Origin of the sequence: Novosphingobium aromaticivorans DSM 12444, from assembly GCF_000013325.1 — a bacterium.
In the GTDB taxonomy this organism is placed as follows: Bacteria; Pseudomonadota; Alphaproteobacteria; order Sphingomonadales; family Sphingomonadaceae; genus Novosphingobium; species Novosphingobium aromaticivorans.
Genome location: NC_009427.1, coordinates 1 through 17238 on the forward strand (window position 1 = coordinate 1; position 17238 = coordinate 17238).

The window sequence follows — 17238 nt, forward strand, 5'->3', positions numbered from 1 at the left end:
GCTATGCAAGCGCTATCATCAGTTGCAAGACATGTCCTGAAGGGAGAGTTCGTGAACCAGGGTTCCACCGGCGGCATCGGCCCAGGCAGCTACCGCGCGCCCGAGAACGCGGCCTCCGAGCGTATCGAATCGAGCGTCGGCGGAAAGGTTGTCCGCCACCTCGTCATCCCCGCCGCGCTCTATATCCTGATCGGCGCGATCGATCGCACCAACGTCGGATTTGCCGCGCTCGAAATGAACAAGGCACTCGGACTTTCGGGAACGCAGTATGGCTTCGGCGCGGGGGTCCTCTTCGTCGGCTACATGATCGCCAAGTACCCAAGTGTCCTGCTCTACGAAGCCATCGGCCTGCGCCGTTGGCTGACCTTGATCACCGCCGCGTGGGGCCTGTGCTCGTGCCTGATGGCGGCCGTCGCCAACGAATGGCAGCTATACGCCCTGCGGGTTCTGATCGGGTTTTCGGAAGGCGGGCTGTCGTCGGGCCTGATGCTCTATCTCAGCCTCTGGGCGCCAGAACGCTTCCGCGCGACCATTCTCGCGATCCCCATTGCGTCCATCTCCATCGCCCAGGTCGTCGGCGCGCCAATTTCAGGCTTGCTCCTTGATCTCGACCGGCCGTTGGGGCTCGAAAGCTGGCGCTTCATGTTCCTGGTCGAGGCCCTGCCTGCCCTCGCCCTCGCAGCATTCGCCTGGCTCCACTTTCCCGATACGCCCGCCGATGCCCGCTGGCTTACGGCGACCGAGCGCGACTGGATCGCCGCGAACGTGAAGGGCGCCCGCAAGCCGGCGCCGGGCCAGGGTGCGGAGCGCTGGGCGGTCCTGCGCAGCCCGGAAGGCTGGCTCTGTGCCGCCATCTGGTTCTGCATCCTCGCTTCGAACTACGGCATCATGTTCTGGTTGCCGCAGGTCGTGAAAAGCCTTTCAGGGCTCAGCTCCGCCATGACCGGGGTCATAGTCGCGCTGCCGTGGGCGGCCAGCGGGATCGGCCTGGTGCTGAACGCGCGCCATTCGGACCGGACGGGCGAGCGCTACCTCCATGTCGCCATCCCGGCCGTCGTCGGCGGCGCGGGCCTGCTGCTTGCCTACATCTTCGGTGCCGGATTGCCGGGCCTTGTCGCGCTGGTCATCGGCGGTGCCTGCACGGGCTGCACCGTCGCGGCTTTCTGGGCTATTCCCACCCGTCTGCTCTCGCCGGGGGCGCTGGCCATGGGCATCGTCGCGATCAACATGACCGGCAGCCTTGCCGGCGCTACCGTTCCGCCGCTCATGGGCTATCTTCGCGAAACCACTGGCTCGTTCCTCCCGCCCGCGCTGCTGTTGTGCGGCATCGCCGTCGTATGTGCCTGCCTGACGCTCGTCGCGCGCCGCGTCGCCGCGCGGGCCGAAGCGCAGTGAAGGCAGCCGCCGCGCCCGGGCCCGCAACGATCATCACTCTCGCCGCGATCGCGGCAATGGGGTCGATGGCGATCCACATGCTCGTCCCGGCGCTGCCTCTCCTCGCGCACGAAATGGCGGTGGGCGAGGCCCGCGCGCAACAGGCGGTCAGCGTCTATCTGGCGGGGCTCGCCGGAGGCCAGCTGATCGCCGGCCCGCTGGCCGACCGGCTCGGCCGCCGCCCGGTCATGCTCTGGGGCCTTGCCTGCTACATCGCGGGCGCACTGGGCGCCGCGCTCTCACCTGCCATGCCCATCCTGCTTGCGGCGCGGCTGCTCCAGGCGCTTGGCGGCGCGGCGGGGGTGGTCAGCGCACGGGTCATCGTCGGCGAACTCTACGGCCGCGAGGAAGCGGCCGCGCGGCAGGCGACGCTCATGTCCATCGTTCTGATATCCCCCGCTCTCGCGCCGGTCGTTGGCGGCGTGATCGCGGATTTCGCAGGCTGGCGCACGGTTTTCCTGATGCTTGCCGCCACGGGTCTCGCAGGCCTCGTGTCCGCCAGAATGATCCTGCCCGCTCACACCCCGGCCGTCGCCGCCACCGCAGAGGGCACGCACCTGCGCCCGCCCCTCATCCACGGCTATGCCCGCCTGTTCCGCAACCGTCGCTTCGTCCTCACAACCGTCGCGCTCGCGGCGTCGAGCGGCAGCCTCTACATGTTCCTGGGCGCGGCCCCGTTCCTGCTGATCGGCAAGGGCGGGCTCAGCCCGTCCGAGGCCGGCATCGGCCTTCTGATCGTGGCCGGCGCTGGCATTGTCGGCACTCGTCTCATGCGCCTTGTCCAGCGACGCGGCGATGCGGTGGTCTTCGGCACGGCAAGCGCCGCCACGGGCGCCATCTCGGCACTGCTCCTGGCTGCGCTGGGCTTTCACGACCCTTTCGCCCTGCTCGCGCCCGTTACCCTTCTCGGCCTTGGCGCCGGCCTTACCGGGCCCGCCGCGATCAGCGAGGTCGCCTATGCCGAGGCCGGGCTCGCGGCCACCGCCACCAGCCTCGCCGGGGCTCTGCAGATGCTGGCCAGCAGCCTTGCCATGACCGCGCTCGGCCTCTTCGCCCCGCTCGATTCGCTGCGGGTCTGCCTTGCCCTTGCGCTGTCGTCCGCAGTGGGCCTGACAAGCGCCCTGTTGCGTCGGGGCAACGCCTGAGAACGCATGTTATTCTTCATTGCATTACCCCTTTGCAAGGGCTTACATTCGGTATAGAGGCGGCGCAAACGAACGCCCAAGACCAAATGGAGGGGTAAATGCCTGATCTTACACTGCGCAGTCGCGCTGTGCTCGCCGTACTCATGTCCACCGTTGCCACGCCAGCGCTTGCGCAAGCGGTCGACGAGCCCGCGAACGACGGCGGCCTCGAAGCCATCGTCGTCACCGCAGAGCGCCGCGAGCAGAGCCTCCAGGCCGTGCCGATCTCGGCCACCGTGCTTTCGGGCGAAGAGCTTCAGCGCAAGGGCGTTTCCAACCTCAACGACATCCAGCAGGTCGCACCCTCGGTTGCCATCAACACCTTCAACCGCTCGACCTTCATCAACATCCGCGGCGTCGGCATCGCCCAGTCCGCGCCCACCTCGAACCCCGGCGTCGCCTACTACATCGACGGCCAGCTCATCCCGCACGAGCAGTTCATCGGCCATTCGTTCTTCGACATCGGCACGATCGAGGTCCTGCGCGGCCCCCAGGGCACGCTGACCGGCCAGAACTCCACCGGCGGCGCGATCTACGTCCGCACGCCCGAGCCCGAGTTCGACAGCACCTTCGCCATCGGTGACGTCACCGTCGCCAACTACGACCGCTACCGCGCCGTCGCCGCGCTGAACCTCGGCGGCGAGGACGTCGCCCTGCGCATCGCCGGCGTGCACGAGGAGCGCGACAGCTTCACGCGCAACATCGCGGCCAACGCGCAGAGCCAGCCCGGCAACCTCAACATGGACGCGATCCGCGCCAACCTGCGCCTGCGCGACATGGACGGCCGCCTGACCGTCAACGTGCGCGGCGAATACTTCGACGTCCGCTCCGACAACAACGCGGTCAAGAACCGCAACGACAAGGTCAGCAGCAATCCGTTCGAGATCGAGGAAGACGCGCTCTCGTTCCAGAACCAGGCCGGCTACCGCATCTCGACCGAGGCACGCTACGACGTGTCCGACAGCGTCCAGGCGCGGGGCCTCGTGTCCTGGCAGGACGGCTATACCCACGACCAGACCGACGGCGACCGCACCGCGACCGCCCAGGCCGTCCCCGCCAACCTGTCCACCAGCAGTGCCAACACCCGGACCTATCCCGGCCGCGTCAGCAATGGCGACACGCGCTTCAAGACCCTGATCGGCGAGTTCAACCTGCTCTCCACCGACAAGGGGCCGCTGCAGTGGGTCGTCGGCGGCTTCGTGATGGACGAAACCGTCCCCGTCACCTTGCTGCGCGACAACCGCAACACGCTCGACCTGCTCCAGTCGAACAGCTCGATCATCACCGAGGCGAAGAACACCTCGCAGTCGGTCTTCGGCCAGGTGAACTACTACGTCACACCCGCGATCGAAGTTCTGGCGGGTGCGCGCTACAGCTTCGACAAGCAGGTCTATACCCGCTTAGCCGTCCCGGGCGCAGGCTTCACCCTGCCTTTCACCAGCGAAGCGAAGTCGGAACAGCTCACTGGCAAGATCGGCCTCAACTACCACTTCGGCGCCGACAACCTGCTCTACGTGACCGCATCGAAGGGCTACAAGGCGGGCGGCGTGAACCTCACGCCCAACACTCCCGACTTCAAGCCGGAACGCAACTTCGTCTACGAAGCAGGCTTCAAGACCGAACTCCTCGACCGCCACCTGCGCGTGAACGGCGACGTGTTCTACTCGGATTACAAGGACATCCAGCTTTCCAGCCTCGTCGGCGGCCTGCCCACCACGCAGAACGCGCTGGCTGGCCGTGCCTATGGCGGCGAACTTGAAGTCACTGCCCAGTTCGGCGGCTTCGCGGCGAACGCCGGCCTCGGCTACCTCGATGCCAAGTTCAAGAACTCGGCCTGCATTTCCGACACCAACGCCGCCGGCACCGATCCTGGCTGCGCCACCAACCTGCGCTTCGTGCCCAAGGGCCGCGTCCTGCCGTTCTCGCCGGAATGGACCGTCAACGCGGGCGTCCAGTACACGCTCTCGCTCGGCAGCGTGGACGTGACTCCGCGCGTGCAGTGGTCGTACCTGTCGGAACAGTACGCCACCCCGTTCCCCAGCGTGAACACGCTGGTCCCGGGCCGCAACCTGTTCGACGCGCGCCTCACTTTCGACCTCGGTCGCAAGTACAAGCTCGAAGGCTTCGTCAACAACCTGACCAACAAGACCTACATCGCCACGCAGATCCAGAACAGCTCGAGCGCGGACGGCGGCATCATCTACGGTGCACCCCGCACCTGGGGCGTTCGCCTGAAAGTCGAGATCGGCAACTGAGCAGGAGCGGACGGCCATGGCGATCCTCCCCCATAAGTCGTTCGCTCTCCCCCTCGCCGCGCTTGCCCTCGCTGCATCGATGGGCGCGCGTGGCGGGGAAACCCCCGACCGCTGGTGGGCACCGGGCGAAGGCCGGGTGCTCCCGGCGGTCCTCGATTACGAGAACGACCACGGCACGCTGCGCACGCTTGTCGTGGGCGGTCCGCTGAAGACGAAAGGCCACCCGTTCTTCGAACCGCTCGGCCCCAATGGCCGTGCTTGCGTGACCTGCCACCAGCCCGCCGATGCGATGAGCCTGTCGGTCGAAAGCGTCCGGCGCCAATGGGATCGGACGAAGGGCAAGGATCCGCTCTTCGCCGCAATCGACGGTTCGAACTGCCCCACCCTTCCACAAGAAGCGCGTGATTCGCATTCGCTGCTGCTCGATCGCGGGCTCTTCCGGATAGAGCGCCCGTGGCCGGTCACCAGCTTCAACGGCAGGCCGGTAACGCCCGATTTCACCATAGATGTGGTGCGCGATCCCAACGGCTGCAACTCCGGCCCGGCCTATGGCCCCGCAGCCGGCAAGATCTCGGTCTATCGTCGCCCGCGCCCGGTCGCGAACATGAAGTACCTGCTCGCCGTCGGCTTCCCCTACGATCCCAAGCAGGGATACGCGCTCCCGCTCGATCCCGATGACGGCAAGCCCCAGTCCGGAAACCTCATGGCCGACAACCGCGCGGGCAACCTGCGCCTGCAGATGGAAGATGCGGCCAGCAGCCACCTCCAGATGCTGAAGCGCCTGGGCCCCGCCCAGCGGAAGCGGCTTCAGGACTTCGAACTGCGCGTCTTCACCGCAATGCAGGTCAGCAAGACCGGCGGCGCGGTCGACACGCTCGGCGCCAAGGCAGGCCCCGCCCGCCTGCGCGACAGCCAGCCCGGCGCGCTCGGGTCCATCGGCGAGCCAGTGTGGAGCGAATTTGCCGGCTGGGAGAAGATTTCGCCGGACGACGCGGCAAAGCTCACGCCCCGGCATCTCGCGTTCCGCCAGTCGGTCGCGCGCGGGGCAAGGGTGTTCCGCGACAAGACCTTCCTCATCACCGATACTGCGGGCATCAACTCGCGGATCGGCTTCGGCAACCCGGTGCGCAACTCCTGCGTATTCTGCCACAACATGAGCCAGATGGGGAACGATGTCGCCCCGGGCCAGGTGGACCTCGGCACGACGACGCTGCCCTTTGCCGATCCGTGGGACGACCTTCCGCTGTTCCGCATCACCTGCACGGGCCGCCCGCATCCGCACTATGGCCGCGTGATCTACACCTACGATCCGGGCTTCGCGCTGACCTCGGGCAAGTGCGCGGATGTCGGCAAGATCACGCTCCAGTCCATGCGCGGCCTTTCCGCGCGAGCCCCCTATTTCTCGAACGGTCTGGCAAGGGACCTTCGCGGGATCGTCGACTACTACGAGCGCCGCTATTCCATCGGCTATACCGAGCAGGAGAAGCAGGACCTCGTCAACCTGATGAGCGTGCTGTGAGAACTCCGGCCTTTCTGGTGGCGCTGGCCGCCGCAACTTCGGCCCAGGCTGCCGAGGCGGGCGAACTGGTCCGCTTCGTCACCTGCCCGGTCTATCGCGACACCGACGCCGGCAAGAAGTCGGGCTGCTGGCTGGGCGACGATACCGCCACGGGCAAGCGCTGGGACGTCAGCCAGAGCCCGTACAAGCCGGACTGGAACCAGGCCATGCTGGTCGAGGGCCGGGTTTCGGCCGACACCGCCCATCCCTGCGGGGCGCCGGTGCTCGATCCGGTGCGGACCTCGCGGCTCGACGTGCCCTGTACGCGCCACATGATCCCTGCCGAAGGGTTCCCCGGGCGCAAGTTCGTCCTGCCCCGGCGAAACATCGCGCCGCTTTCGGTCGCCCGTCCGGTCCCGCCGGGTCCCTATGGCGAGCGAACTTTCCCGGTCTATTTCGAATTCGACCGCGATTTCCTCGTCTACCAGTACGACGACTGGCTGGTCGACAACGCGGTTACCTGGATCCGCGCCGCGCGTCCGACCAGGCTCGTGGTGACCGGCTTTGCCGCAACGACGCCCGACACCGTGAGCGGCCATTCCCTGGCCGAACGGTCCGAAGTCGCCCGCGAACGCGCCGAGACGATCGCGGAGACCCTGCGCCGCCTCGTGCCCTCGATCCCGGTCGAAACGAAGTGGGAAACCGCCTCGCGCGCCACCGACGATCCCGAGGCGGACGGCCTGCCCTGGCAAAGCCAGCGCCGTGCGGAAATCAGGGCCGTGTTCGAACCCGAACGGCCCTGACCAGCCTTGATCCAGGCCCCTTCCGCGCTGCCCGGTTCGAGAGAATCCCGTCGTCCCGGCCCCAATCTGGCGGGACGCTTCCCCGTTTCCGCCCCATCCGACGCCGCACGATCCGTCCCGTCCGGGAACCATCCGCCCTCGCTTCGCCGCACGCGCCCCACTTTCCACCCGTAGAATCGTCGATGCCGCCGGGTGCGTTCATGTGGCAGAAAGTTTCCGCCCAACACGGCCGGGAGGTGAGGTTCCAAGGAGTACATTCATGAGTGCCAATATTCCCATGTCCGGTGCGCGCGTCCTGCTCGCCGCACTCGCCCTGTCGGCGTCGGGCAGCGTCATCGCGCAGCAGGACCCGGCGAACGATCCGAACATCATCGTCAACGGCGAAGCCATTCCCGATACCACGGCGATGACCGCCGGCCCAGAGATCAAGGGCATCATCACTGCCCGCAGCGGCGACAAGATGAAGGTCACGACGGCCGAAGGCGCCAGCACGGTCGTCTTCATCAACGAAGCCACCGAGATCAAGGGCAGCGGCGGCCTGTTCGGCAGCAGCCGCAAGAAGCTGACCGCTGCGGCGCTGCTCAACGGCCTGCCCGTGACGGTCAAGACCATGCAGGCCGGCCCCGCGCTGCTTGCCAGCCAGATCAGCCTCAAGAGCAACGACCTCAAGACCGCGACGATGATCCGTAACGGCACTGCCCAGGGCTTTGCCGAACAGACCGCCGCGACCGAGGCGTTGCGCGGTCGCATGGGCGACATCGACAAGTACAACATCAAGAGCACGACCAACGTGTACTTCGACACCGGCAAGTACAACCTCTCGCCCCAGGCGAAGGCCGAACTGTGCAACGCCGCCACCACTGCCGAGGGCATCGACAACGCGCTGATGCTGGTCGTTGGCTACACCGATTCCGTTGGTGACGACGAATACAACCAGACGCTTAGCGAAAAGCGCGCCAACAGCGTGATCAACTATCTCCAGCAGGCATGCCGCTGGAAGCCCTATCGCATGCTTACCCCCACGGGCATGGCCAAGGCCGATCCGCTGGCGAGCAACGACACCGAGGAAGGCAAGGCGCAGAACCGGCGCGTTGCGGTCAACGTCCTCGTCAGCAAGGGTCTCGACGGCCTCTGAGACGCACGGGGTGGGGGCAAGCCCCCACCCCGACGCCTTCTTCCGGATCACCCTGTGGCGATGTCCGCCACGACCGCGCCCAGCAGCCCCGCTGCCGCCTCTCCCGCGACAAGGACCTGCAGGCCCCGCTGTCCACCGTTGATGAAGATCGCGTCCCACAACAGCGCCGTCTCGTCGATGACCACCGGCACCTTGCGCATCTGCCCGAATGGGCTGATCCCGCCCACCTTGTAGCCCGCGATCCGCTCCGCCTCGGCGGGCCGCATCATCTCCGCCGCCTTGGCCCCCAACGCCGCCGCCGCGCGCTTCAGCGAAACCTCCCCGTCGCTGGGCGCGATGACGCAGGCCGGCTTGCCATCGGCAAGGATCATCAGGGTCTTGAACACCTGCCCCGGATCCACGCCCAGCGCCTGCGCCGCCGCCAGCCCGATGCTGTCGGCATCCGGATCGTAATCGTAGCTGCGGAGTTCGAAAGGAATGCCGGCCTGTTCCAGAGCCTTCGTCGCGCGGGTCGCATGCGCCATCGTGAGTGTTTCCGCGTTGGTCCTTGGTGATCGCCGGCAAGCGCGACGTTGTGCAAGCGGCGAGGCGCTGCCATAGGCGGGCGCAGGAGAAAATGCCATGAGCGTCGCGTTTCGCCGCGAGAGCGACGATGAACATCTCGAGCCGAAGTTCGAACTGCCGATCCCCCCGGGGCCCAACCTCGTCACCCTGCGCGGCCTGGCCCTGATCCGCGCAAGAGTCGATGAAATCGAGGCGCATCTGGCCGACGCCGTGGACGAGGAAGAGATCAAGAAGCTGCGCCGCGAACTGCGCTACTGGAGCACGCGCCAGTCGACCGCGCAGGTCATGGACCCGCCGCAAGCGGATGTCGTTGCTTTCGGCTCCACCGTCACCTTCGTGCTGAACGGGCAGAACCGCCGCATCACCATCGTCGGCCACGACGAGGCTGACCCCACCGCCGGCCTGATCGCCTTCTCGGCCCCCCTCGCCCGCGCTCTCAACGGCGCGGAAGCAGGCGAGACGGTCGACTTCGGCGGCAGGGCCGATGCGATCGAGGTTCTATCAATCGAATAGGGCGCCCACGTCCTCGCAGTTGTCCAGCGTCAGGATCGCCTGCGCCAGCGCTTCTGCATCGACCTGCGCGACCGGCCGTGCCGCGCGGGCGAGGCAGTCCACGAACTTGCGGCGCTGCGCACCGTCCGAAAGGGGCCGCGCCGGGCAGCCCAAGGCGTCGGGCACGAAGGCATCGATGGCCCGCCCGTCGTTCAACGTGATCGTCATCGCCCCGCCAACGCCGCGCTGCCACGCGGGAGCCAGTTCGCGCCGCGCCCGCACTTTTGCCGAAAGCGCCAGCACTTCGGGATCGACGAGACTGTCCACGCCGAAATCGTCGAGGCGCACCCTGCCCCGGGCAAGCGCCAGCGCGGTCGTGAAGGGGATGGAAAACTTCGCGTCTATCGCCACTTGCGGCGCCTGCTTGCGCGGCGATGGCTCGACCAGCATGGCCTGCACGTCGTCGATGCTCACGTCGATGGCAGCAATGTCGCAGGGCCGCAAATCATGGCGGCCCTTCATGTCCAGCGCCATCTCGATGAACGGATGCGTCCCCCGGCAGCTCGGCCAGGGCTTGAACGTCAGCTCGGCGCCCCAGAAGTGCTGGCCAAGCCGCTCAAGCAGGTCCGCTTCGGCAAACTGCCCGCCCGCGTAAAGCGCGAAGAAGCCGGCCTTTCCTTCCAGCGGCTCCTCGAACCCCGCCACGCCCTCGCGCGCCAGCAGCGCCGCCGTCAACGCCGCCTGCGCCGGGAACGCCTCGCGGACCGCGCGCAGTACGGTGCGGCGGCTGTACTTGATTTCGCCGGGCATCGTCACCTGGCACAGGACCAGCGAAAGCGCGTCCTTCACCTGCTCCGCCGACAGGCCGAGCAGACTGGCCGCGCCCGCCACCGCACCAAAAGCCGCGACGATGGGCGGCGGATACCACCCGCCCTGCTCCATCGGCTGGCGCAGCGAAAGAGCGATGCGGCAGGCCAGATCGCCCCCGACGGCAAGGGCGGTCAGGAACCGCCGCCCTTCCACACCGCCAAGCGACTGGGAAAGCGCGAGAAGTACGGGGACGAGCGATGCATTGGGATGCGCGGGCGCACGGTCGAATGCGTCTTCGTAATCGACCGCATGGGCGAGTGCCCCGTTGGCAAGCGCCGCGCCAAGCGGCTGGACCTTCTCGCCAGTGCCGAGAATGACGCAGGGGCCAGGGCCGTTGGACTTTGCCAGGGCGATGAAGGGCGCCGCCTCGGGAGCGAGTCCGCTGGCCGCGAAAATGACGCCCGTCGCATCGAGCAGGACCCTTCGCGCGCCGTCGCGGGCGGGTTCGGGAAGTGTGTCCCAACGGGCCGAGGCGATGTGTTCGGCAAGCGTGTCGGAAAGGGTCATGCGGGTACTCGCCAGTGGTGCCTGTGTGCGGGCAGGTGCGGTTAGGTGCCGTTAGGTGCGGTTCAGGTCACGGCGCCTGCGGGCGTCGAAACGAGGCGCAAGCGAGAGCAGGACGATGGCCCCGATCAGCACCCCTGCGCCTGCAAGCTCCGCCGTCCGCGGCATCTTCAGGCCCCAGAACCAGGCCAGCAGAACCGATCCGCCGATCCCCGCAACAAGGCTCGCGGCCCGCTCCAGCGGCACGCAATAGGCATTCTCGCGCGGGTCCAGCAGAATCACGATGGCAAGGATCGAAATCACGGTGAGCGTCGCCCCGATCCAGAACAGGTCGACGAGGACCGGGTCGGACCAGACACCGACGAAGCCCCAGGCAAGCTCGCCCGATTGCCCGCCGATCCCGCTGGCCGAGATCAGGCCCAGGATCACCACCGACATCGGCAGGGCGATCATCTTTTCCTCGACGAAGTAGCGGCGGACCGACGCCGGGTCGCCGGACTTGGAAACCTTGGTCATCACGAACAAACGCAGGAAGTACCCGCAAGTGTATAGAACTACAGTCAAAATCGCGATTGGCGGGAGATCGAGCCCGCCCCGGTCGGACAGCGTCACCAGCAGTGCCGCAAGAACCATCACGAGCGCGGTCCAGCTCCACCAGCGCACGCGACGCCCGAACATGAGATCGACCAGCGGTGCGATGATCAGAATATCTCCCCGCATTATCAACTGGATAAAGGGGATACTTACGTCAGGAATGGTGAACGACAGCGGGACCGTGAACAGGACGAGCGACGTCCCGATCCCGGAAAGGAAGGTGTAGCGCGTCGGAAAGGGAACCGAGATCGCCCCGACCTTCAGCTTGTTGGCATCGCGGTGCCAGCCCGATAGCCAGATGAAGGCCCACGTCAGGACCATGTTGATGATCAGCGAGGCCGGAAGCGTTTCAAGCCCGGTCAGGGGCCGGCCCAACCCCTCGTGCGGGGTGGAGGTGACCAGCTTGGTCACGATCACGTTGGGCAGATAGGCCAGCAGGTAGAGCAGGACGATGCTCTCGAGCGGCAGCGCGGAAAGGCGCGCCCTCACTCGGCCAACTCCACCAGAACCATATCATTTTCCATTCTATAGCGGGCGTTTAGCCCGGCTTCTTCGGTCACTGCGGAAAGGTAGTCGACGACCGCCCCATGGTCCTCGCTGCCCGGTTCGGCAAGCCGGGGCACGGCGTCGCGACCGATCGTCACCGGCAGGAATCCCGCGCGCAGGACCTTGCCCCCGGCAATATCCAGGCGGGCAATGATCGACAGGCGCGCGGCCTTTGGAAAGTTGTAGAGACTTTCGAAGTCCGGGTCCCATTCCTCTGCAAGAACACGGATTTCGTTGAAGCTCTTCGAGGCGGCATGGGCCGGGTCCATGCGCAGGTCGGTGGCGAAATTGCACAGGGAATAGAACACCGGCTTGCCCTCGATCATCTCGCATCCCTTGAGGATATGGGCATGGCCTCCGAAGATCGCATCGGCGCCCGCGGCAATCGCGGCACGGGCGACGTCGCGCTGGTAATCGGCGATGACCGCGCGCACGAAATGGATGCCCCAGTGATGGGAAACCAGCACCACGTCGGCCTGTTCCTTCGCCGCGCGGATGTCGGCCTCCATCGCGGCGAGATCCTCGCGGTGGGGATAAGTGTGGATACGCGCGGGAGTGCCGGGCTGGTCGTGCTCAATCTGCTCGTAGACGGTGAAGGCACGCATCGGCGCGCAGCCAGGCCTGCGCTCATCCGCCCAGTAGGAATGGGGCAGGATGCTCGAGTAGGCGAGGAAGGCAACGCGGGTGCCATCGGGCAGGGTGCGGATGACCGGACGGCGCGCCTCGGCAATGTTGGCACCCGCACCGACGACGCTCATTCCCTGCGCCTCGATATGGCCGCGCGTTTCGAAGAAAGCCTCGTGGCCCCAGTCCATGACGTGGTTGCCTGCCATCGAGATCACGTCGAAGCCCGCGCGGGCAAGCGCCCCCGCACCATCGGGGCGGGCGAGCACGGCGTGACGAGCCTGCGGCAGGCGAACGCCCTTTTCGGCAAAGCTCGTTTCGAGCTGCCCGAAAACGATGTCGGCTTCGTTCAGTACCGCGCGCGTACCCGCAAAGCAGGCGTCGTAATCGTCGCGGTCCATGGCAAGGTCGCCGGTTGCCAGAACGGTATGGACCAAGATCGCTCTCCCGCAGATAATCGTTATGGTAAAGATCAATGGCTAGCGGGGCAGTGCCATCATTGCAAGCGCTTGCAATCAAGCCAGTTATCATAGCTTGGGGTTATGGAAGCATCGTATATCCATGCTTTTCATATGGGATGGTGCGGTTGTAGAACGCTGGCATCAATTCGGGAGACCCTGTGATGGCGACGCTCATCCGCGACGTGCGCATTTTCGACGGCCAGACAATGCAAGCCGGCAACCGTTCGGTCCTTGTCGAAGGCGGCCGCATCGCGGCCATTGGCGAAACCGCAGATGCGTTGGACAACGCGGGCGCGGAAACTGTTGTCGAAGGCAAGGGTCGCACGCTCATGCCCGGCATGGTCGAGGCCCACGCGCATCTCACCTGGGCATCCTCGGTCGAGAAGATCTACCACCAGTTCATCCTGCCGCCCGAAGAACTCAAAGTCGCGGCCTGGCGCAATGCACGCGTCCTGCTCGACCACGGCTTCACCAGCGCCTATTCAGCGGGCGCGCTGGGCGATGGCATCGAGGTGGAGCTCGCCAAGGCCATCGAAGCGGGCGAGACGCCGGGACCGCGCCTGGTCCCCTCCACTCTGGAACGCAGCCCCGAAGGCGCCGAGGGCGTGGAGACCGGCGACGTGTTCAACGGGCGTGGGCCCGACGCGATCCGCAAGTTCGTCACCTATTGCAAGGACCAGGGCATCGGCTCGCTCAAGCTGGTCGTGTCCGGCGAGGATGCGCTGAAGCCGGGATCGGCGGGCGACGTGCTCTACACCGACGAGGAAATGGAAGCGGCCGGCGTCGCGGCGCGCGAAGCGGGCCTGTGGATCGCCACCCACGCCTATTACCCCAAGGCCATCGAACTGGCGCTCAAGGCCGGCGCGCGCATCATCTACCACGCCTCGTATGCCGACGAGGCGGCGGCCGACGCGATGGTCGCGGCAAAGGACGCGACGTTCTATGCCCCCTCGCCCGGAGTCTCGGTTGCCGCGCTGGAAGCCACGCCCCCGCCGCACATCGACATGAGCCACATGAAGAAAAGCGCGGCGGAGCGAATGGAACTTGAAAGCAGGCTCGTGCCCGCACTCAAGGCGCGCGGCGTGCGCATCCTGATCGGCGGAGACTATGGCTTTCCGTTCAATCCCAACGGCCGCAACGCCCGCGACCTCGAAATCTTCGTCGAACACTTCGCGTATACGCCCGCCGAGGCACTGACCGCCGCGACGAAGCTCGGCGGCGAACTGATGGGCATAGAGGTGGGACAGGTCCGCGAAGGCTACCTGGCGGACCTCCTGCTGGTCGATGGCGATCCGACCCAGGACGTGGGGCTGCTCCAGGACAAGAACCGGCTGGCCATGATCATGAAGGGCGGCGCGATCTACAAGGCGGCAGCATGATGACCGAGGCGACTTTCGACGTTGCGGTCATCGGTTGCGGCCCGGTGGGAGCGACCGCCGCCAACCTTCTCGGAAAGCAGGGACTTTCCGTCGTCGTGCTCGAAAAGGAGCTCGACCACTATCCTCTGCCGCGCGCGGTCCACCTCGACCACGAGATGATGCGCCTGTTCCAGAGCGCGGGCGTGATCGACCGCGTCGAAGCGGACATGGTGGCGACCGACGGGCATCTGCACATTGGCGCGGACCACGGCGTGATCCGTTACATGGGCACGGTCGGCAAGCCTAAACCCTTCGGTTGGTCGAACGACTACTTCTTCTACCAGCCAGAGCTGGAAGCCCATCTGCGCGCAGCCTTCGTCGACAACGGCCGGATCGACCTGCGCATCGGCGCGACGTTCACCGCGCTTGAGCAGGACGAGACCGGCGTCACTGTCCGCTATGCCCAGGACGGCGACGACCGGCAGGTCCGGGCGCGCTGGGTGATCGCGGCAGACGGATCGCGCAGCCCGGTGCGCAAGGCGCTGGGCGTGCAACTCGACGACCTGAATTTCGAGGAACCGTGGCTGGTGGTCGACGCCGAGGTGGAAGGACCGGTCACCTTCCCGCCGCTGACGGGCGTACCGGAAGGCGCGGACCTGCAACGCCTGTCGGTGATGATGTGCGACCCCACCCGCCCGGCAACGATCGTTCCGGGGCGGCGCAACCACCGCCGCTGGGAGTTCATGCTCCTGCCGCACGAAGACGACGCGGTGATGATGCGCGACGAAAACGTCGCGGCGCTGGTCGGCGCGTGGATGAAGGCCGTGCCGCACCGGATCGTGCGCGCCGCCACCTATCGCTTTCACGGGCTCGTGGCGGAGCGGTGGCAGGTGGGCCGCGTGTTCCTGGCGGGCGATGCCGCGCACCAGACACCGCCGTTCTTCGGGCAGGGCATGTGCCACGGCCTGCGCGACGTTGCGAACCTCGCCTGGAAAATGGCGGCGGTCGTCAACGACGGCGCGGACGAGGCGATCCTCGCGACCTACCAGCCCGAGCGCGACCCGCACGTGCGCGGGGTGATCGGCGCGGCGGTGGCAGCGGGCCGCTACATCTGCGAGCTGGACCCGGCCAAGGCCGCCGCGCGCGACGCCGACATTCGCGCGCAGGCGGCGCAGAAGCAGGGCGAGACCGCGGCGGACCTGATCCCCGCGATCTCGACCGGGATCATTGCCGCCGGAACGCCCTCTGCTGGCGAAAGGTTCGTGCAGCCGCTCCTGGCCGATGGACGCAAGCTTGACGACATGACCGGTCAGGGCTGGCGCCTGTTCGTGCGCGAGGCAGGGCCGGATGCCGCGATCCTAGCAGGCGACCTGCCCGATGGCGGCGCCGTTCTGGGCTGGCTCGAAGCGCGTGGCGTCGATGCGGCGCTGGTGCGACCTGACCATTATGTGTTCGGCACGGGCAGTGCCGCAGACCTTCTGGCGGCGCGCGATGCGCTGCTGGGCACGAAGCAGGAAATCGCGGCATGAGCCTGACCCTTTGCGCAGCGCAAGCCATCGTATCCGCCACGCTGGCCGAAGCGCGGGCGCGTTCGGCCAAGCCGCTTGCGGTGATCGTGCTTGATGCAGGTGCCCATCCGATTGCCTTCGCGCGCGAGGACGGGGCGACCATGTTCCGCCACGACATCGCCCGGGCCAAGGCCGTGGGCGCGCTGGGCATGGGCGACGACACGCGCGTCCTTGCCGAACGGGCCAAGGGCAATCCCGCCTTCTTCCAGAGCGTCAGCGTGGCAGTGGGCGGCAACATCGCCTTTTCGCCCGGCGGCGTCCTGATCCGCCATGATGGCGCGGTCATCGGCGCTGTGGGGGTGAGCGGCGACACCGGCGACTGCGACGAGGAATGCGCGTTTGCCGGCATCCGTGCCGCAGGATTCAATCTGGAGACCGACAAGTGAAGTTGCGCAGCATCGAACTGGCCCTGCCCGATCCGGGGGCAGCGGCGGCGTTCATGACCGATATCTGGGGCCTTGCCGACGCCGGGGTGCGCGGGGACACGCATTACCTGCGCGGGTCGGGCCCCTTTCCCTACCTCGTCGCCTTCGAGAAAGCCGAGGACGAATTCGTCCGATCCACCACCTTCGCCTGTTCGGCGGACGAGCTGGCGGCGATCAAGGCGCGCGTGACCGAAAAGGGCTGGCCTGCGCGGACGGTCGTCTCGGACGATCCGGGCGGCGGCGCGGGCATCATCGTCGAACTGCCCGAAGGCACGATCCTGCGCTTTCTTGAAGGCGCAAGCGAAGTGGAGCCCATCGAAGGCTTTGCCAAGGCGAGCAGGCGCGTGCGGCCGGTGAAGTTGACCCACGTGGTGTTCAACGCCGCCGATGCCGAGATGATGGGCCACGCCGTGGAGGACGTGCTGTCGTTCCGCGTGTCGGACCGGACCAAGGGCATGGTCTTCGTGCGCTGCAACGACAGCCACCATTCCACCGCCTTTGCCCGCGCCGGTTTTTCCAGCCTCAACCACATCGCCTTCGAGATGGAAGACCTCGACGCGGTGATGCGCGGCATCGGCTGGATGCGCGACAACGGCTTCGCCCCGGCCTGGGGGCCCGGACGGCATGGGCCCGGCGACAACGTCTATGCCTATTACATCGCGCCGTTCGGCCCGGTGATCGAATATTCGACCGCCGTAGAGAAGGTGCCTGCCGACTACCGCACCGGCGAGCCCGACGACTGGACCTGGCCGGAACGGCGGATCGACCAGTGGGGCGTTTCGGACAAGGACTTCGACGGCCTGCGCGTGGCCGAGGAACGCTTCCGCTGCCGCCGCGACTGGGAACCGGCAGCACTTTGACCATCAACCGGCGCGGCTTCGTGGCGGGCGGCATGGCCGCACTTGCAACGGCCCGGGCATCCG

15 protein-coding genes are annotated in these 17238 nt (G+C 66.8%); 11 read left to right on the plus strand and 4 right to left on the minus strand.

Features of this window, described 5'->3' with window-relative positions; translation table 11 throughout:
• Positions 1–51: 51 nt before the first annotated feature.
• The 6 genes from SARO_RS17880 to SARO_RS17905 all read left to right on the plus strand — a co-directional run bounded on the left by SARO_RS17880 (position 52) and on the right by SARO_RS17905 (position 8309).
• On the plus strand, positions 52–1395 hold the full coding sequence (locus SARO_RS17880) for an MFS transporter (RefSeq protein WP_011906648.1): 1344 nt from the start codon (positions 52–54) through the stop codon (positions 1393–1395).
• Positions 1392–2579 carry an MFS transporter gene (locus SARO_RS17885; RefSeq protein WP_011906649.1) on the plus strand — a complete coding sequence of 396 codons (1188 nt, stop codon included), beginning with the start codon at positions 1392–1394 and terminating at the stop codon, positions 2577–2579. Before SARO_RS17880 ends, SARO_RS17885 begins: the two co-directional genes overlap by 4 nt.
• A gap of 98 nt (positions 2580–2677) precedes the next feature.
• Positions 2678–4873, plus strand: coding sequence for a TonB-dependent receptor (locus SARO_RS17890; protein ID WP_011906650.1), 2196 nt, complete (start codon positions 2678–2680; stop codon positions 4871–4873).
• Positions 4874–4889: 16 nt separating this feature from the next.
• A complete protein-coding gene (locus tag SARO_RS17895) occupies positions 4890–6392 on the plus strand; it encodes a hypothetical protein (RefSeq protein WP_011906651.1) in 1503 nt (500 codons plus the stop codon).
• A complete protein-coding gene (locus SARO_RS17900; RefSeq protein ID WP_011906652.1) occupies positions 6389–7174 on the plus strand; it encodes a hypothetical protein in 786 nt (261 codons plus the stop codon). The genes SARO_RS17895 and SARO_RS17900 overlap by 4 nt, the downstream gene beginning before the upstream one ends.
• Before the next feature lie 259 nt (positions 7175–7433).
• The gene (locus SARO_RS17905; RefSeq protein WP_011906653.1) at positions 7434–8309 is read left to right on the plus strand and encodes an OmpA family protein; all 876 of its coding nucleotides are present in this window, start codon (positions 7434–7436) and stop codon (positions 8307–8309) included.
• Between the two features lie 47 nt (positions 8310–8356).
• Here SARO_RS17905 and ybaK read toward each other — a convergent pair whose 3' ends face one another.
• A complete protein-coding gene (gene ybaK / locus SARO_RS17910; RefSeq protein WP_011906654.1) occupies positions 8357–8833 on the minus strand; it encodes a Cys-tRNA(Pro) deacylase in 477 nt (158 codons plus the stop codon).
• A 97-nt stretch (positions 8834–8930) separates the two neighbouring features.
• Here ybaK and SARO_RS17915 point away from each other — a divergent pair, with 97 nt between their 5' ends.
• Positions 8931–9386, plus strand: a complete 456-nt coding sequence (locus SARO_RS17915) for a GreA/GreB family elongation factor (RefSeq protein ID WP_011906655.1) — start codon at positions 8931–8933, stop codon at positions 9384–9386.
• On the opposite strand, the gene SARO_RS17920 is transcribed toward SARO_RS17915, so the two are convergent.
• Genes SARO_RS17920 through SARO_RS17930 form a run of 3 tightly spaced genes read right to left on the minus strand, consistent with a single transcriptional unit; the run spans position 9375 to position 12940 of the window.
• Positions 9375–10742: an MmgE/PrpD family protein gene (locus SARO_RS17920; RefSeq protein ID WP_011906656.1), complete on the minus strand. Its 1368-nt coding sequence runs from the start codon at positions 10740–10742 to the stop codon at positions 9375–9377. The genes SARO_RS17915 and SARO_RS17920 overlap by 12 nt on opposite strands.
• 51 nt (positions 10743–10793) lie before the next feature.
• A complete protein-coding gene (locus SARO_RS17925) occupies positions 10794–11822 on the minus strand; it encodes a hypothetical protein (RefSeq protein WP_011906657.1) in 1029 nt (342 codons plus the stop codon).
• Positions 11819–12940: a CapA family protein gene (locus SARO_RS17930; RefSeq protein ID WP_011906658.1), complete on the minus strand. Its 1122-nt coding sequence runs from the start codon at positions 12938–12940 to the stop codon at positions 11819–11821. The genes SARO_RS17925 and SARO_RS17930 overlap by 4 nt, the downstream gene beginning before the upstream one ends.
• Positions 12941–13125: 185 nt before the next feature.
• On the opposite strand from SARO_RS17930, the gene SARO_RS17935 reads away from it, so the two are divergent.
• The 4 genes from SARO_RS17935 to SARO_RS17950 are packed head-to-tail and all read left to right on the plus strand — an operon-like array spanning position 13126 to position 17175.
• Entirely contained in the window at positions 13126–14343 is a 1218-nt protein-coding gene (locus tag SARO_RS17935; protein WP_011906659.1) for an amidohydrolase family protein, read from the plus strand.
• Positions 14340–15851, plus strand: coding sequence for a bifunctional 3-(3-hydroxy-phenyl)propionate/3-hydroxycinnamic acid hydroxylase (locus SARO_RS17940; RefSeq protein ID WP_011906660.1), 1512 nt, complete (start codon positions 14340–14342; stop codon positions 15849–15851). Before SARO_RS17935 ends, SARO_RS17940 begins: the two co-directional genes overlap by 4 nt.
• On the plus strand, positions 15848–16276 hold the full coding sequence (locus SARO_RS17945; RefSeq protein WP_011906661.1) for a GlcG/HbpS family heme-binding protein: 429 nt from the start codon (positions 15848–15850) through the stop codon (positions 16274–16276). The genes SARO_RS17940 and SARO_RS17945 overlap by 4 nt, the downstream gene beginning before the upstream one ends.
• A complete protein-coding gene (locus tag SARO_RS17950) occupies positions 16273–17175 on the plus strand; it encodes a VOC family protein (RefSeq protein WP_011906662.1) in 903 nt (300 codons plus the stop codon). Before SARO_RS17945 ends, SARO_RS17950 begins: the two co-directional genes overlap by 4 nt.
• Positions 17176–17238 lie beyond the last annotated feature (63 nt).

Coding starts and splice junctions, on each gene's coding strand:
- SARO_RS17890 (WP_011906650.1), top strand. CDS start 2,678: ATGCCTGATCTTACACTGCGCAGTCGCGCTGTGCTCGCCGTACTCATG.
- SARO_RS17895 (WP_011906651.1), top strand. CDS start 4,890: ATGGCGATCCTCCCCCATAAGTCGTTCGCTCTCCCCCTCGCCGCGCTT.
- SARO_RS17905 (WP_011906653.1), top strand. CDS start 7,434: ATGAGTGCCAATATTCCCATGTCCGGTGCGCGCGTCCTGCTCGCCGCA.
- ybaK (WP_011906654.1), bottom strand. CDS start 8,833: ATGGCGCATGCGACCCGCGCGACGAAGGCTCTGGAACAGGCCGGCATT.
- SARO_RS17915 (WP_011906655.1), top strand. CDS start 8,931: ATGAGCGTCGCGTTTCGCCGCGAGAGCGACGATGAACATCTCGAGCCG.
- SARO_RS17920 (WP_011906656.1), bottom strand. CDS start 10,742: ATGACCCTTTCCGACACGCTTGCCGAACACATCGCCTCGGCCCGTTGG.
- SARO_RS17935 (WP_011906659.1), top strand. CDS start 13,126: ATGGCGACGCTCATCCGCGACGTGCGCATTTTCGACGGCCAGACAATG.
- SARO_RS17940 (WP_011906660.1), top strand. CDS start 14,340: ATGATGACCGAGGCGACTTTCGACGTTGCGGTCATCGGTTGCGGCCCG.
- SARO_RS17945 (WP_011906661.1), top strand. CDS start 15,848: ATGAGCCTGACCCTTTGCGCAGCGCAAGCCATCGTATCCGCCACGCTG.